General features: G+C 64.9%; 14 protein-coding genes and 1 pseudogene. 7 read left to right on the forward strand and 8 right to left on the reverse strand.

The annotated features are described in order from the left end of the window. The 3 genes from FJ973_RS14900 to FJ973_RS14910 all read right to left on the reverse strand — a co-directional run. On the reverse strand, positions 1-554 hold a 554-nt coding region (locus FJ973_RS14900), incomplete at its 3' end, for a tripartite tricarboxylate transporter permease (protein ID WP_181170913.1). Positions 555-564: 10 nt separating this feature from the next. Further along, complete coding sequence (locus FJ973_RS14905; protein ID WP_140496398.1) at positions 565-1,026, reverse strand: tripartite tricarboxylate transporter TctB family protein; 462 nt, start codon at positions 1,024-1,026, stop codon at positions 565-567. Positions 1,027-1,101: 75 nt separating this feature from the next. After that, positions 1,102-2,079: a tripartite tricarboxylate transporter substrate-binding protein gene (locus FJ973_RS14910; protein ID WP_140496395.1), complete on the reverse strand. Its 978-nt coding sequence runs from the start codon at positions 2,077-2,079 to the stop codon at positions 1,102-1,104. A 307-nt stretch (positions 2,080-2,386) separates the two neighbouring features. Here FJ973_RS14910 and FJ973_RS14915 point away from each other — a divergent pair, with 307 nt between their 5' ends. Beyond that, entirely contained in the window at positions 2,387-2,926 is a 540-nt protein-coding gene (locus FJ973_RS14915; RefSeq protein ID WP_140556470.1) for a GNAT family N-acetyltransferase, read from the forward strand. 112 nt (positions 2,927-3,038) lie between these two features. Here FJ973_RS14915 and FJ973_RS14920 read toward each other — a convergent pair whose 3' ends face one another. Further along, positions 3,039-3,887 (reverse strand): IclR family transcriptional regulator, encoded by an 849-nt coding sequence (locus FJ973_RS14920; RefSeq protein ID WP_224680568.1) that lies wholly within the window; start codon positions 3,885-3,887, stop codon positions 3,039-3,041. A 183-nt stretch (positions 3,888-4,070) separates the two neighbouring features. Here FJ973_RS14920 and FJ973_RS14925 point away from each other — a divergent pair. From FJ973_RS14925 to FJ973_RS14945, 5 genes and pseudogenes are all read left to right on the forward strand, one after another. Next, a pseudogene (locus tag FJ973_RS14925) lies at positions 4,071-5,052 on the forward strand (tripartite tricarboxylate transporter substrate-binding protein). 130 nt (positions 5,053-5,182) lie between these two features. Then, a complete protein-coding gene (locus FJ973_RS14930; protein WP_140556472.1) occupies positions 5,183-5,719 on the forward strand; it encodes a tripartite tricarboxylate transporter TctB family protein in 537 nt (178 codons plus the stop codon). 4 nt (positions 5,720-5,723) lie between these two features. Further along, positions 5,724-7,247 (forward strand): tripartite tricarboxylate transporter permease, encoded by a 1,524-nt coding sequence (locus FJ973_RS14935; RefSeq protein WP_140556474.1) that lies wholly within the window; start codon positions 5,724-5,726, stop codon positions 7,245-7,247. Positions 7,248-7,262: 15 nt separating this feature from the next. Next, a complete protein-coding gene (locus FJ973_RS14940; protein ID WP_140556476.1) occupies positions 7,263-8,447 on the forward strand; it encodes a CoA transferase in 1,185 nt (394 codons plus the stop codon). Positions 8,448-8,463: 16 nt separating this feature from the next. After that, on the forward strand, positions 8,464-9,309 hold the full coding sequence (locus FJ973_RS14945; protein WP_140556477.1) for a citryl-CoA lyase: 846 nt from the start codon (positions 8,464-8,466) through the stop codon (positions 9,307-9,309). 5 nt (positions 9,310-9,314) lie between these two features. Here the strand turns inward: FJ973_RS14945 and FJ973_RS14950 are convergent, their stop codons facing one another. Further along, entirely contained in the window at positions 9,315-9,791 is a 477-nt protein-coding gene (locus tag FJ973_RS14950) for an NUDIX hydrolase (protein WP_140496381.1), read from the reverse strand. A 123-nt stretch (positions 9,792-9,914) separates the two neighbouring features. Then, positions 9,915-10,193, reverse strand: a complete 279-nt coding sequence (locus FJ973_RS14955; protein WP_224557047.1) for a hypothetical protein — start codon at positions 10,191-10,193, stop codon at positions 9,915-9,917. A gap of 367 nt (positions 10,194-10,560) precedes the next feature. Between FJ973_RS14955 and FJ973_RS14960 the strand changes: the two genes are divergently transcribed. Continuing rightward, entirely contained in the window at positions 10,561-11,136 is a 576-nt protein-coding gene (locus tag FJ973_RS14960; RefSeq protein ID WP_140556479.1) for an invasion associated locus B family protein, read from the forward strand. A gap of 74 nt (positions 11,137-11,210) precedes the next feature. On the opposite strand, the gene coaBC is transcribed toward FJ973_RS14960, so the two are convergent. Both coaBC and ubiB read right to left on the reverse strand, forming a co-directional pair. Beyond that, positions 11,211-12,683 (reverse strand): bifunctional phosphopantothenoylcysteine decarboxylase/phosphopantothenate--cysteine ligase CoaBC, encoded by a 1,473-nt coding sequence (coaBC, locus tag FJ973_RS14965; protein ID WP_210240111.1) that lies wholly within the window; start codon positions 12,681-12,683, stop codon positions 11,211-11,213. A gap of 85 nt (positions 12,684-12,768) precedes the next feature. Continuing rightward, positions 12,769-14,343, reverse strand: coding sequence for a 2-polyprenylphenol 6-hydroxylase (gene ubiB / locus FJ973_RS14970; protein ID WP_140556481.1), 1,575 nt, complete (start codon positions 14,341-14,343; stop codon positions 12,769-12,771). Positions 14,344-14,356 lie beyond the last annotated feature (13 nt).

Here is a 14,356-nt window from a genome sequence, read left to right on the forward strand (position 1 = left end):
GTGCCGACAATGCCGAGCAACAGACCGAGCACGACCATCGCCAGCGCCTTGACGATCGAACCGTGCGCAAGCGCGACCGACGAGACGAGGCCGACGACCATCAGCGAAAAATATTCGGCCGCGCCGAACTCCAGCGCGATCGAGGTCAGCGGCGGGGCGAAGATGGCGACGAGGAAGGTCGACACCGTGCCGGCGAAGAACGAACCGATCGCCGCAATCGCGAGTGCCGCGCCGGCGCGGCCGTTCCTGGCCATCTGATAGCCGTCGATCGCCGTGACGGCCGAGGACGATTCGCCGGGCATGTTGATGAGAATGGCTGTGGTCGAGCCGCCATATTGCGCACCGTAATAGATGCCGGCGAGCATGATGAGGGAGGAAACCGGGTCGCCGATCTGAAAGGTGATCGGCAAGAGCATGGCGATGGTCGCGGTGGCGCCAATCCCGGGCAGGACGCCGATCAGCGTGCCAAGAAGGACGCCGATCAAGCAGAATCCAAGGTTCGTCAGCGATGAAGCGGTCGAAAAGCCGAGCGCCAGATTGCCGAGGAGCTCCATGCTCATCTCCTCACAATGGCAGCCATGGGCCAAAGCGCCGGAACGGAAGGCCGAGCGCGTAGCTGAAGACGAGGAATGCAAACAGGGTCAGGCCGGTCGACAGCACGAACGCAGTCAGCGGTTTCATGCGGCCGCTGGCGAACGATGCGATCAGCGCCGTCAGGAAGATAGACGGAATGAAGCCGAGGCCGCGCACCGTCAGGCCGAAGAAGATCGGAGCGGGAAGGATGAACAGCGAGCCGCGCCACGCAATGTAGCCGATCGGATCGCCCTCGAATCGCATCGCCTGGACGAGGATGACGAGGCCAAGCAGGATCAGCACGATCGCCAGCACCAGCGGGAAATAGCCCGGCCCCATGCGGAAGGCGGTGCCGATTTCCAGGCCGAGCGACTGCAACGCGAAAAATGCGCCGAAAACGATGAACAGCGCAGCGCATATGCCGTTCGTCCTGTCGATTGCGAAAGCCTTCATGACATTCCTCCCAAGCTGCGGGCGCGCGACGATACCGAAGCGAAAACGGGGCGCCGGCGGCGCCCCGTTCAAAACTCAGTCGGCGTATTGGCCGGCGGCTTCGATGATCGGCTTCCAGCGCGCGATCTCGTTTTCCAGCTTGGCCTTCAGCGCGGCCGGCGTCGCGTCGGCCTGCGGCGACGGCCTGGTGCCGAGCTCGGCGAAGCGGGCGGCGACGTTCTCGTCCTTCAGCGCGACCTGCAGGGATTTCGACAGCCGTTCGGTGATCTCCGCCGGAGTGCCCTTGGGGGCATAAAGACCGTGCCAGATGCTGACCTGCACGTCGGGAAGGCCGGCTTCCGTCGTCGTCGGGACATCGGGCAGCACATCGAGGCGCTCCGGCGAGGTGACGGCGTAAGCCTTGATCGTGCCGCCCTGGATCTGCTTGGTGGTGTTGGTCGTCTGGTCGCACATGATGTCGACCTGGCCGCCGAGGAGATCGGTCATGGCCGGGCCGGTGCCCTTGTAGGGGACGGTGACCAGCGGCGTCTTGATAGCGCTCATGAACAGCATGCCGCAGAGATGCGAGGCAGCACCTATGCCGGCATTGGCTACGGTGACGCTATCCTTGTTGGCCTTGGCGTACTCGACCAATCCCTTCAAATCGGCCGGCTCGAGGTCCTTTCGGCCAACGATGGTCATTGGCACCTCGGTGACGAGGCCGACATATTCGAAGGCGTTCAGCGTGTCGTAGGCGAGCTTTCGGTAGAGTGTGGCACTGGTGGCCATGCCGATGTGATGGAGGAGCAGGGTGTAACCGTCCGGCTCGGCCTTCGCGACGCGGCCAGCGCCCAGCGTGCCACCGGCGCCGCCGACATTCTCGACGATGACCTGCTGGCCGAGATCCTTGGACATGGCTTCCGCGACAAGACGCGTGACCGTGTCGGTCGGGCCGCCGGCCGCAAACGGCACCACGACGGTGATGGTGCGTTCGGGATAGGTTTGCGCGCCTGCGGCGACGGGATAAAGCGTGACGGCCACGGCGGCAGCCAGAGCGGCGACAAATCTTCTCATCGTGATTTCCTCCCAGAGCTTAAATCTTCAACCGCCGCGCGGAGTTCTCCTCGACACCGGCTGCACGGATACAACTAGCGCAGGCTAACAGATTGCAATCGTACTCAAATGGCAAAGTGCTGATATCCGCAACCGTTCTGGCTGGCGGCCCATGAGGCGCGGCCGGACCATCGGAGGAACGACTGTCCCGGCTGGATCGAGACACGCCAAGCGCGCGCCGTCTGTCTGGAAGATGATCCGCGCCGGCCTGGCCCTTGCTCGCGGCCGGTGATTTGCTAGGTGCTGCAGGTTTGAGCGAGGGCGACCCATGACCCATCACGACACAAGCGGCGTTCCGGTTATCGAAACGACGCGCGCCATCCTGCGAGCGCACCGGCTGGAGGATTTCGACGCCTATGTCGCCATGTGGGCCGATCCGGTCGTCACCCGCTTCATCGGCGGCAGGCCGCGCACGCGAGAAGAGAGCTGGATGCGCTTCCTGCGTCACGCCGGGCTCTGGTCGCTGCTCGGCTACGGTTTCTGGGCGATCGAGGACAAGGCGACGGGCCGTTTCGTCGGTGAGGCCGGGTTTCACGACCTCAAGCGCGATATGGAGCCGCCGATAGAGGGCATTCCGGAGGCCGGGTGGGCGCTCGCTCCGGCCGCCCACGGCGCCGGCCTCGCCACCGAGATCGTCAGCCGCGTGCTTGGCTGGGGCGACGAGACCTTCGGACGTGGCAAAACCGTCTGCATCATCGACCCCGAAAACACCGCTTCCTTGAACGTGGCGACGAAGTGCGGCTACCGGGAGGTGGCGCGGACCATCTATCACGAAACCCCGACCATCCTGCTGGAGCGGTTGGCCTGAGCACTCGCCAAGTGCCTAAAGCGCGCGGCGTCGAAACGGATTCATGCGCTGCGCTTAGCTTTCTTGTTTTACGTCGTTCTCCCAAAGCCGAGGTCCCTTTGGGCGGCATGCATTAGCGATCGTTCCGCAAGGGCGTCGAAATGATTCGAGAACGCCGTCTGCTCCTGATAACCGCGCCGGGACTGGCATTATCCGTTTGCACCGCGGCTTCGCGAGCCGCTTCATCGAGCATCGAGGCATCCTCGCCGAAGGCGCGGGTGGCACGGGCCGCCGCCTCGAGCAGCGGCCGCCGCATGCGCCGCAGGAAGGCCGCGTCGACGCGTGTGCTCGGGCCGGCCAGGGTCAAGGCGCCGAGCAGAACCCGCCCAGGCCCGAACACCGGCGCCGAGACGCCCGCCGTCTGCGGGTCGCGGTCGCCGATGGCGAGGCAGTTGCAGGTCTTGCGGATGGTTTCGTACGGTTCGCCCGGCTGTCCGGAAAACGCCGCCAGCACACGCCCGCCGGAGCCCACCAGCAACGGCAGGACGTCACCCTCGCGGATCGTATAGCGGATAGGATGCTTGGACTCGACGCGATAGAGACAGGTGCGTACGTCTCCCGACCGGACATAGAACGCAACGCTTTCCCAGCTTAGCTCGCAGAGATCGCGCATGATCGGCAGCAGGATGTCGACCGCCACGACCGACCGCTGATAGAGCGCGCCGAGCCGGAAGCTGGCCGGTCCGATGCGGTAGCGTCCGTCGTCCAGGCGCTCGAGCAATTGTCCGCGCAAAAGCGAATTGGCCAGCCGCAGAATGGTGCTCTTATAGAGGCCGGTTCGGGCCGCGATCTCGGAAAGGCTGAGCGAGCGGTCCGCCGTGGTGAATGCATCGAGGATGGCAATGGCCCGGTCAAGCGCGGCAACACCGTCGGCTGACGCGCTCCGGATTTCGATGCCAGCTGGTTTGCCTGCCGAATTCATTGGTTCCCAGTCGAACAAAGGTCGAGCGGCGCGATTGTGTCGCGCAGCTCAAGCATTCTGTCCAGCAGAATATCGTTCCTGTTGACGGAACGCGGTAAAGTCTGCTTGAACTCAAGCACGGGTCTGGTTTCAGGCGCGTTTTTGGCGGGCACCGGAGGAGGTGTCGTGATTTGGAGGAATCCCATGCTGAACAGACGCAAATTTTTGATGAGCACCGCTGCCGCGGGGGCCGCCGGGCTGGTGGCGTCGCGTCTTTCTCCCGCCTTTGCCCAAGGCACGCCGCAGATCCAGATTTTCGTGCCGGCGGCGCCCGGTGGCGGCTGGGACCAGACCGCGCGCACGATGGACCAGGTGCTGCGCAGCGAGAAGCTGATCTCCGGCTCGCAGATCACCAATGTCGGCGGCGCCGGCGGCACGGTCGGGCTGCCGCAATTCATCAGTCAATGGAACGGCAAGGGCAATTCGCTGATGGTTGGCGGCATGGTCATGGTCGGCGCCATCATCGCCAACAAGGCTGCCAATAATTTGACGCAGGTCACGCCGATCGCCCGGCTCACCGGCGAGTTCGAAGCGCTGGTGGTGCCGGCGGCCTCGCCGTTTTTTCAAGACGGCCGCCGACTTCGTCGCCGCGCTTAAAGAGGATCCGACGAAGGTTCCCGTCGCCGGCGGCTCGGCCGGCGGTTCGGACCATATCCTGTTCGGCCTGATCGCCAAGACGGCGGGCGTGCCGGCGACAAACCTGTCCTACGTGCCGTTCGCGGGCGGCGGCGAGGCGCTGTCAGCGCTGCTCGGCAACCAGGTGGCGGCGGGCATTTCCGGCTTTGGCGAGTTCTCCGAACAGGTCAAGGCCGGGGCGCTCAGGCTGCTCGCCATTTCCGCCGACAAGCGGCAGGAGGGCATCGATGCGCCAACGCTGAAGGAAGCCGGCATCGACGTCGAACTGTTCAACTGGCGCGGCGTCTTCGCACCCCCCGGCGTCTCCGATACCGATAAGGCGGCGATGATCACGCTGGTCGAGACCATGGCCAAGAGCGATGCCTGGGCCACGGAATGCAAGAACCGCAACTGGACGCCCATCCTGCTCACCGGCGACGACTATGCGAAGTTCCTTGCCGAGGATACGGCTCGCATCGAAGCCATCCTCAAGGATCTCGGGCTCGCCTGATTTCCCTGAAGGGGGCGGGTCCATGGTCCGCCCTTTTTCCTCCCGCCGTTCGCATGGACATGCGATCCACCGGGGATGAAGATAGGATAAAAGCCGGCTGTGAGACGCCGGCTGTCTTGGGAGGACATTCATGAGCACCAGCGACCAGCAGGCTGCGTCCTCGCGCCTTGCCGTACCCGAACTGCTGATCGGCATCGGGCTTCTGGCCTGTGCCGGGGCGGTCGCCTGGCAGACCTTGGCGATCCCGGTGTCGCCGCTCTACTCCAAGGTCGGCCCGACCGTCTTTCCCTACCTCACCATGTTCGGCCTGGTGGTTCTTTCGCTCCTGCTCATCGTCACCGCACTGCGCGGCGGCTGGCAGCCGGAGGAGGAAAAGGAGACGCCGACCGACTGGAAGGCGATGGGCTTCGTCGTCATCGGCCTTGTCGCCAACCTGCTCCTGATCCAGCCGCTCGGCTTCACCGCGGCATCCGTCATCATGTTCGTTCTGGTCTGCTACGGCTTCGGCAGCCAGCATACGCTGCGCGATGCGCTCACTGGCCTCGTGCTGGCGCTGGCCGCCTATTTCGGCTTCGCCAGGGCGCTCGGCGTCAATATCGGCGCCGGTTTCATCGAGAACCAGCTGAATACGGTAATCGATGCGTTCACCAGCACGCTGAGGGGCTGACGCCATGGAAACGCTAGGCCATCTGGCACACGGTTTCGCCGTCGCCTTCACTCCGGTCAACCTTCTGTGGTGCCTGCTCGGCACCACGCTTGGCACCGCCATCGGCGTGCTGCCCGGCCTCGGACCGGCGCTGACCATCGCGCTGCTTCTGCCGATCACCTACCAGGTTGCGCCGGAGGCCTCCTTCATCCTGTTTGCCGGCATCTATTACGGGGCCATGTATGGCGGCTCGACGACCTCGATCCTGCTCAACACGCCAGGCGAAAGCGCTACCATCGTCACCGCGCTGGAAGGCAACAAGATGGCCCGGTCCGGGCGCGGCGGCGCCGCACTTGCCACCTCGGCGATCGGCTCCTTCGTCGCCGGCACTCTCGGGACGCTGGGCGTCGCCTTCCTGGCGCCTATCGTGGTCAGGTTCGCGCTGGCCTTCGGCCCGGCCGAATATTTCTCGCTGATGGTGCTGGCCTTCATCACGGTTTCGGCGGTGCTGGGCTCGTCCTCGGTGCGCGGCTTGACCAGCCTGTTCGCCGGCTTTGTTATCGGCATGATCGGGGTCGACCTGCAGACCGGCCAGCCGCGCTTCACCTTCGGCATGACCGAACTGCTCGACGGCGTCGACGTCATCATCGCCGCCGTCGGCCTGTTCGCCGTCGGTGAGACGCTCTACATGGCCTCGCGCCGTTATGCTGGCAAGGACGAGATCGTGCCGCTGAAGGGCTCGCTCTATATGACGGCGGCCGAATGGAGGCGCTCGTGGAAGCCCTGGTTGCGCGGCGCCGCGATCGGCTTCCCGATCGGCGCCATGCCGGCCGGCGGCGCCGAGATCCCGACCTTCCTGTCCTATGCCATCGAAAAGAAGCTTTCGAAGCACAAGCAGGAATTCGGCACGGTTGGCGCCATCGAGGGCGTAGCCGGTCCGGAGGCCGCCAACAATGCCTCGGCCGCCGGCGTGCTGGTGCCGATGCTGACGCTCGGGCTGCCGACCTCGGCGACGGCGGCAATCATGCTTTCGGCCTTCCAGAGCTACGGCATCAATCCAGGCCCGCTGCTTCTGACGACACAAGGCAACCTGGTCTGGGGACTGATCGCCAGCCTGTTCATCGCCAACGTCATTCTCGTCATCCTCAATCTGCCGCTGATCGGGCTTTGGGTGCGGCTGCTGAAGATCCCGGCGCCGCAGCTCTATGCCGGCATCCTGGTTTTCGCCACCGTCGGCACCTACGGCATTTCGCAGTCGCCGATCGACCTCGCCATCCTCTATCTCCTGGGTGCTGCCGGCTTCCTGATGCGGCGCTTCGATTTCCCGACCGCGCCCGTCATCATCGGCATGATCCTGGGACCGCTCGCCGAAACTCAATTCCGCCGCGCCATGACGATCTCGAACGGCGACTGGTCGGTGTTCTACAAGCACCCGCTGTCGCTGACCCTGCTGACGCTGGCCTTCATCGGCCTGGTCGGGCCGCATATCTGGGCCTACATCGAACGCCGCCGATTGCGGGGGCCGGAGCATGTGCCGGGCGATGCCTGATCGATTTGAAGTGACATGACAGACCTGCTTTCCGGCATTCGCGTGCTCGACCTGACCAACGTCCTGGCCGGGCCCTACTGCGCCTACCAGTTGGCGCTGCTCGGCGCCGACGTCATCAAGGTCGAGGCGCCGCAAGGCGGCGACCTGGCGCGACAGCTCGGCGGTTCGCCGGAACTCAACCAGGCCGGCATGGGAGCTTCGTTCCTGGCTCAGAATGCCGGCAAACGCTCCGTCGTGCTCGACCTCAAGAAGGAAGCCGAGCGCGAACGCTTGCTCGACCTGGTCGCCAGCGCCGATGCGCTGGTGGAAAACTTCCGCCCCGGCGTCATGGACCGGCTTGGCCTCGGTTACGAGGCGCTGAAGGCGGTTCGCCCCAGCCTTGTCTACTGCGCGATATCGGGCTTTGGCCGGACCGGGCCGATGCGCGACAATCCGGCCTATGACCAGATCATCCAAGGCCTTTCGGGCATTATGAGCATCACCGGCACGCCGGAGACGGCACCCTTGCGGGTCGGCTATCCCGTCGCCGACACGCTGGGCGGACTGGTCGGGGCCTTCGCCATCGTCTCGGCGCTGGTAAGGCAGAAGACGAGCGGCGAGGGTGCTTTTCTCGACGTGTCGATGCTTGAATGCACATTGTCGGCGCTTGGCTGGCCGGTTTCCAACTATCTGACGGCCGGGGTCGATCCCAAGCCGATGGGCAATGAGAACATGACGGCGGCACCGTCGGGCGCCTTTCGCACCGGCGACGGTCTGCTCAACATCGCCGCCAACAAGCAGGAGCAGTTCGTAACGCTTTGCCGGCTTATCGAACGGCCGGAGCTGGCGTCGGATCCACGCTTTGCCGAGCGCGAGACGCGCAAGCGGAACCGTGCGGCGCTGAAGATCGAGATCGAGGGGGCCCTGGCGAATGGCCCGGCGGCTGCGTGGGAAGAAAAACTGAACCGCGCCGGGGTGCCGGCGGGCAGGGTGCTGACGATCCCGCAAGTGCTGGCCGAACCGCAGGTGCTGGAGCGCCAGATGACCAGGGCTTTCGACGGCGTGGCTGACATGGAGAGACCGCTGACGGTTCTGCGCGGCGGCTTCATGGTCGATGGTACGGCTCCATTGCCGGCCTCCCCGCCACCGGCCCTGGGCGAGCACATGGACGAGGTTTTCGCCGGCCTGTCGCCCCGAGCGAAGACAAAGGCACTCACATGAACGAGCAAAAGACGATATGAGTGAGCAAAAGACGGGCCGCGAGCGTGCAGAGGAGTGGTGGCAGACCGGCATTATCGAAATGCGGCCGGGCGTCATCCGGCTGCGCGGCTATGAAATCCAGGACCTGATCGGCCGCGTCAGCTTCCCGGCTGTCATCTGGCTGATGCTGCGCGGCGAATTGCCCAGCGAGGAACAGGCCGCGCTGCTCGGCATTGCGCTGGGCGCCGCAGTCGACCACGGGCCGCAGGCGCCGTCGATCGCTATCGCCCGCATGGCGGCGACCTGCGGTGTCGGCATCAACAGCGCCATGGCTTCGGCCATCAACGTGCTTGGCGACGTGCATGGCGGCGCCGGCGAGCAGGCGCTTGCCTTCTATGGCGACATTGCCGCGGCGCTCGATGGCGGCACGACGCTGAAAGAGGCTGTCTCGGGGCAGCTCGACCGGTTCTTTGCCGGGGAAAAGGGCTACGTGCCGGGGCTGGGCCATCGCTTCCATCCGGTCGACCCGCGCGCGCCGCGCCTGATGGAACTGACTCGGGAGTTTGCCGCGCGCGGCGTGATCAATGGCCGCTTCGCCGATATCGCCGAGGCGATCGAGGCGGAGGTCGCGCGGCGCAAGGGCAAAAAGATACCGCTCAACATCGATGGCGCGACCGCCGTCATTTACGGCGAGCTCGGCTTTCCGCCACCGCTGACGCGGGGGCTTTTCGTGCTGTCGCGCTCGGTCGGCATCCTGGCGCATGCCTGGGAACAATCCCAGCAAGCCGAGCGGAACAAAGGTCCGCTGCCACGCGAATGGCTGTGGGCCTATGCCGGGACGCCAGCGCGACCGCTCCCCGAAGAGGACGGCGCCGGGGCGTGAGGCCTTTACGTAGGGCCGATTTGTGCCGGCTGGGGAAGCTTCAAGGTCCTTACCAGCGTCGAAAGTTCGGGTTCGTCGATGAGCATGGCCGCATCGGCCGGCGCCAGCCAGGCCCGTTGCCGCCGTTTGGCTTCCTGCCAGTCGGCAAGCTCTTGCGTTACTTCCAACAGATAGACGATGACATCGACGCGCACGAACCGGTTGGCCAGCCGCTTCCAATAGGAATAGGTGCCCGCCGGCTGCTTCAGGGTCTTGCCGAGCACGCCCGCTTCTTCCTGCGCCTCGATGGTGGCCGCCTTGCGTCCGCTCTTGCCTTTCATCGGCCAGCCCTTGGGTACGATGAAGCGCCTGGTGGTGCGCGAGGTGACCAGCATCACCTCGATGTCGCCGCGCTGGTCCAGCCGAAAAGGGATAGCCGCGACCTGGCGGATCGTCTCGCCCTTCTTGGCCTTGCGCACGGCCTTTTTCTTGGTGGCTGCCATTCGTAAAATCCAGTCGGTGCAGTGCCCATACCGTGACGCGGTGTCGTTGCAAAACCCAAACTGCCGCAAGGGCACCGGAACGCCCCTACCATGTAAGTCGGCTAAATAAAAGGGAAGCCCGCCTCAGCGGCAGGTGCTTACGGCGGTGTTGCCGATTATCTGGGTCTGGCAGTTCGGCCTGACCCGCGGCACGATGGGCGGCGGCTGTTGCACGATCACCCGGTCCTGAGCCCGATTCTGTTGCTGCTGCTGCTGAAACTGCTGCCGCTGGACACGGTTTTGCAAGGCCTGCAGATCGTTCTGCTGGATCAACGCGTTGTTGTCGACGGAGGGAATGAGCACCTGCGCGGAAGCAGGCAGACAGATGCCCGCCAGCGTCGAGGCTGCCAATGCCGCCGTCATGAAAACCGTTGATGGCCGAAGCGCCAACATCTGCTCATTCCCGCACAAACAAAATTCCCTCTACATATAGTGCGTTTGTCCCCTCGTGCCACGCCAGAGTGCCGAATAACAGGAAATCGCGTGATCGCGCCCCCTTCGCGGCGGAGGAGAATCTGCCCCGCCGCCCGCATCGCACTTGACGGAAGCGATCGATTCGCCGCTCTATCGGGCTGACGCCGGCCTCCAATTCCATGGCGTCAACGGCGTCGGCATGTCCGTCGGATGTAACGGCGCCTTCGAGGAAACGGTCAAACAGAACGCCGACAGTGCGTCCTTCAGGGTCAGCTTCCAGCTGGCTCAGGGATGGAGCCGGGCAAAAGGGGTCCTTATGAGGAAGCACGCGTATCTGCTGGCGATGCTGGGGGCTGCCTGCATCGCCGGTCTGCCGGCCGCGGCGGCGCAGACAAAAGGCGACAAAGCGGCGGCCGCGCCCGCCGCCAACCAGCCACAGTTGCCCGGCGGCGCATCGGCCCTGTCCGAAACCCATGGCGACTGGGCGGTCAACTGCCAGATATCGGGCGCGGCCAAGGCATGCAGCCTGTCACACCAGCAGTTCAACAAGCAAAGCAACCAGCGTCTGCTGGCGATAGAGCTGTCGAGCAGGACGGGCGAAGACGCGACCGGTACGCTCGCTTTGCCGTTCGGCCTGGCGCTCGCCAAGGGCGTCACCCTGACGATCGACGACCAGAAGCTGGACGGCAGTCTGCAGTTCAACACTTGCCAAGCCGTCGGCTGCCTGGTGCCGGTGGCGTTCGATGCCAAGGTCGTCCCCGTGCTCAAGGCGGGCACCACCTTGAAGGTCGATGCCTTCGCGGCGGATACGGGGCAAGCGGTTAGCTTCTCCATTCCGCTCAATGGCTTCGGCAGTGCGCTTGCACGGACCGCGGAGCTTCTTGCCGACTAACACGTTCAGCGTTCGATAGAATCGCCAGCCCGCGCTAAACCTTTGTTTTTGCGGAATTCCGACGATCCAGCTCGTCAAACCACGATCGTTTTCAGCCGTTCTGCGATCAGGGTGGCGAGCCGGGCCGCGACTTCGTCCTTGCTCATCTCGGGCCATTCCTCGACGCCGGCCTTCGAGACGATGCGAACACGGTTGCGGTCGCCGCCCATCACACCGGACGGACCGACGCCGCTGGTCTGCGACACGTCGTTGGCGACAATGAAGTCGGCGCCCTTCTTCCTCAGCTTGGCTTCGGCGTTGCGCAAAAGGTCCTGCGTCTCGGCGGCGAAGCCGACCACCAGCGCCGGCCGCTGCTTGTGATGCCCGACGCCCGCAAGGATGTCGGGGTTCTCGATCATGCGCAGCACCGGCGGGCCTTCGCCCGGCGCTTTCTTGATCTTCTCGCCGGCCGGGCTGTCGGCGCGCCAATCGGCGACGGCGGCGACGAATACCGCCGCATCGGCCGGTAGAAGCTGTTCCACGGCATCGCGCATCTCCTGCGCCCGCTCGATATGGATGGTCTTCACACCAGCCGGATCGGCGATGCTGACGGGACCGGAGACCAGCCTCACGTCGGCGCCGAGCCTGGCCAATGCCGCCGCAATGGCATGGCCCTGCTTTCCCGACGATCGGTTGGCGATGTAGCGAACGGGGTCGATCGGCTCGTGCGTCGGGCCTGACGTGACGATGATCTTCTTGCCGGCCAGCGGCTTGGATCCGGTATCGAGCAGCGCCTCGATGGCGGCGACGATCTCCAGCGGCTCGGCCATGCGACCTTCGCCAGCCTCGTTGCTCTCGGCCATCTCGCCTTTGGCGGGGCCAACGAAGGTGATGCCATCCTTGTGCAGCGCCGCACGATTGCGCCGCGTCGCCGGATGCGCCCACATTCTGGGGTTCATGGCCGGCGCCATCAGCACCGGCTTGTCGGTGGCCAGGAGCACGGTGGAGGCAAGATCATTGGCGTGGCCGTTGGCGAGCTTGGCCATCAGGTCGGCGGTGGCGGGCGCCACCACTAGCAGATCGGCCTCGCGCGATAGCCTGATATGGCCGACATCGTGCTCGTCATTGCGATCGAAGAGATCGGTAAAGACATGGTCTGCCGAGAGCGCACCGGCGGACAGCGTGGTGACGAATTCCCGCGCAGCCGACGTCATGACCACGCGCACCGCCGCACCCCTTTCACGCAGACGGCGGATCAGGTCGAGTGCCTTGTAGGCGGCGATGCCGCCGCCGATGATGAGCAGGATGCGCTTGCCGGAGAGGCTACTCCGCGGCAGGCCCTTGCCCACCGGAGTTGGCACCGGAATCGGAGTGCCTTGCGAACTCGCCAGTTGGTTGAGGGCTTTCTCGATCTGATCGAGGCGGCCAACGGGGCCGATCTGACCGTCGACAGCGGCACGGATCATCACCCGCGCCTGTTCTTCCATGGAGCGATCGTTTTCCGCTGCCAACAGACGCAGCAGTTCCTTGACCTCATCGTCGAGGTTGCGGATCGTGATGCTGGCCATGTGATTGCACTCTGCTCGTCCTGTCCGTTAGCAATGATAGCAATGCAATCAAATTGCCGCAAGCCACGCTTCGAATGGGGCGAGGCTAAAGAAGCTTCCAGGCGATATAGACCAGCGTAAGAGCTATCACCCAAAGCGCCACGCGGCCGGAGCGGTTGTAGCGCGCTTCGGCCTTGCCGATGGCACGGGCCGTCGCCTCGTCGAAGCGCAGGCCATGCTCGGCCATCAGGTCGATCTCGCGCGACAGCCGCTCGGTTCGCGCTGCCAACTCGGGGGCTTGGCGGATCAGCGTCAGCATCGCCTTGCCGCCGTCGCGGGCGTCGGCCAGCAGGCCGCTTGGCCCGAGATTTCCTGATATCCAGCCGCTGACCACGGGTTCGGCGGTCTTCCACATGTTGAAGGCCGGATCGAGCGTGCGCGCCACGCCCTCGACCACCACCATGGTTTTCTGCAGGAGGATCAGTTCGGGCCGTGTCGCCATGTCGAAGAGTTCGGTCACCTCGAACAGCAGCGTCAGAAGCTTGGCCATGGAAATGGTCTCGGCCGGCTGGCCATGGATCGGCTCGCCAATGGCGCGGATCGCCTGGGCGAAGGCCGCGACATTGTGCTGGCGCGGCACGTAACCGGCCTCGAAATGAACCTCGGCGACGCGCAGATAGTCGCGCGTGATGAAGCCGTAGAGGATTTCGGCGAGGAACCGGCGCTCCTTCTTGCCGAGCCTGCCGGCAATGCCGAGATCGACCGCGACGATCGTGCCATCAGCCTCGACGAACAGGTTGCCCGGATGCATGTCGGCGTGAAAGAAGCCGTCGCGCAGCGTATGGCGCAAGAACGACTGGATGAGGTTGGCCGCGATTGCCCTCAGATCGTGTCCAGCGGCGGCGAGTCCGGCGATGTCGTTCATCTTGATGCCGTCGACCCATTCCATGGTCAGCACGTCGCGGCCAGTGCGCTCCCAGTCGACGGAAGGGACGCGAAAGCCCGGATCCTCCCTGGTGCTTTGACCAAGTTCGGAAAGCGCGGCCGCCTCGAGGCGCAGGTCCATCTCGATCTTGGTGGTCTGCGCCAGCGTCTCGGTCACCTCCACAGGCCGCAGCCGGCGTGAGGAGGGGATGTATTTCTCCTGCAGGCGGGCGGCGAGGAAATAGCTTTCGAGATCCTGGAAGAAGCGGCGGCGCACGCCCGGCCGGATCACCTTGACCGCTACCTTCCTGGCGACGCCGCCATCGACGGTTTCAGCGGCATGGACCTGGGCGATGGAGGCCGCGGCGACCGGGTCGCCGAACTGCGTGTAGAGGTCGCCGAGCTTGCGCCCGAGCGAGCCCTCGATGGCCGCCACCGCCTCGGCCGTCGGGAAGGTGTGCATCTTGTCCTGCAGCATGGCGAGATCGAGCGCCATGTCGTTGCCGACGACATCGGGTCGTGTCGCCAGAAACTGGCCCAGCTTGACATAGGACGGCCCGAGCCGGACCACCGCCTTGGCCAGCCGATCGCTGCGCTCATAGGCGAGCGCGCGGCGGCGGGTAAACAGCCGCGCCAGCCGCCAGCCCAATTTCGGCAGGCCGGACAGTTCCTCGCCGGGCAAAGCGGCGACGACGCCCTCGCGCACAAGCACCCAGCCGGCCCGCATGAGCCGAAATCCAGCGCTGACGGTGCTCATGCCCGGGCCTGCC

It is taken from the genome of Mesorhizobium sp. B2-1-3 (assembly GCF_006442495.1).
GTDB lineage: Bacteria > Pseudomonadota > Alphaproteobacteria > Rhizobiales > Rhizobiaceae > Mesorhizobium.

Bases quoted from the DNA above. Each gene is read 5' to 3' on its own strand.
- coaBC (WP_210240111.1), bottom strand. From the start codon at position 12,683: ATGGCCAGCATCACGATCCGCAACCTCGACGATGAGGTCAAGGAACTG.
- FJ973_RS14960 (WP_140556479.1), top strand. From the start codon at position 10,561: ATGAGGAAGCACGCGTATCTGCTGGCGATGCTGGGGGCTGCCTGCATC.
- FJ973_RS14935 (WP_140556474.1), top strand. From the start codon at position 5,724: ATGGAAACGCTAGGCCATCTGGCACACGGTTTCGCCGTCGCCTTCACT.
- FJ973_RS14940 (WP_140556476.1), top strand. From the start codon at position 7,263: ATGACAGACCTGCTTTCCGGCATTCGCGTGCTCGACCTGACCAACGTC.
- FJ973_RS14950 (WP_140496381.1), bottom strand. From the start codon at position 9,791: ATGGCAGCCACCAAGAAAAAGGCCGTGCGCAAGGCCAAGAAGGGCGAG.
- FJ973_RS14920 (WP_224680568.1), bottom strand. From the start codon at position 3,887: ATGAATTCGGCAGGCAAACCAGCTGGCATCGAAATCCGGAGCGCGTCA.
- FJ973_RS14945 (WP_140556477.1), top strand. From the start codon at position 8,464: ATGAGTGAGCAAAAGACGGGCCGCGAGCGTGCAGAGGAGTGGTGGCAG.
- FJ973_RS14930 (WP_140556472.1), top strand. From the start codon at position 5,183: ATGAGCACCAGCGACCAGCAGGCTGCGTCCTCGCGCCTTGCCGTACCC.
- FJ973_RS14955 (WP_224557047.1), bottom strand. From the start codon at position 10,193: ATGACGGCGGCATTGGCAGCCTCGACGCTGGCGGGCATCTGTCTGCCT.
- FJ973_RS14905 (WP_140496398.1), bottom strand. From the start codon at position 1,026: ATGAAGGCTTTCGCAATCGACAGGACGAACGGCATATGCGCTGCGCTG.
- FJ973_RS14910 (WP_140496395.1), bottom strand. From the start codon at position 2,079: ATGAGAAGATTTGTCGCCGCTCTGGCTGCCGCCGTGGCCGTCACGCTT.
- ubiB (WP_140556481.1), bottom strand. From the start codon at position 14,343: ATGAGCACCGTCAGCGCTGGATTTCGGCTCATGCGGGCCGGCTGGGTG.
- FJ973_RS14915 (WP_140556470.1), top strand. From the start codon at position 2,387: ATGACCCATCACGACACAAGCGGCGTTCCGGTTATCGAAACGACGCGC.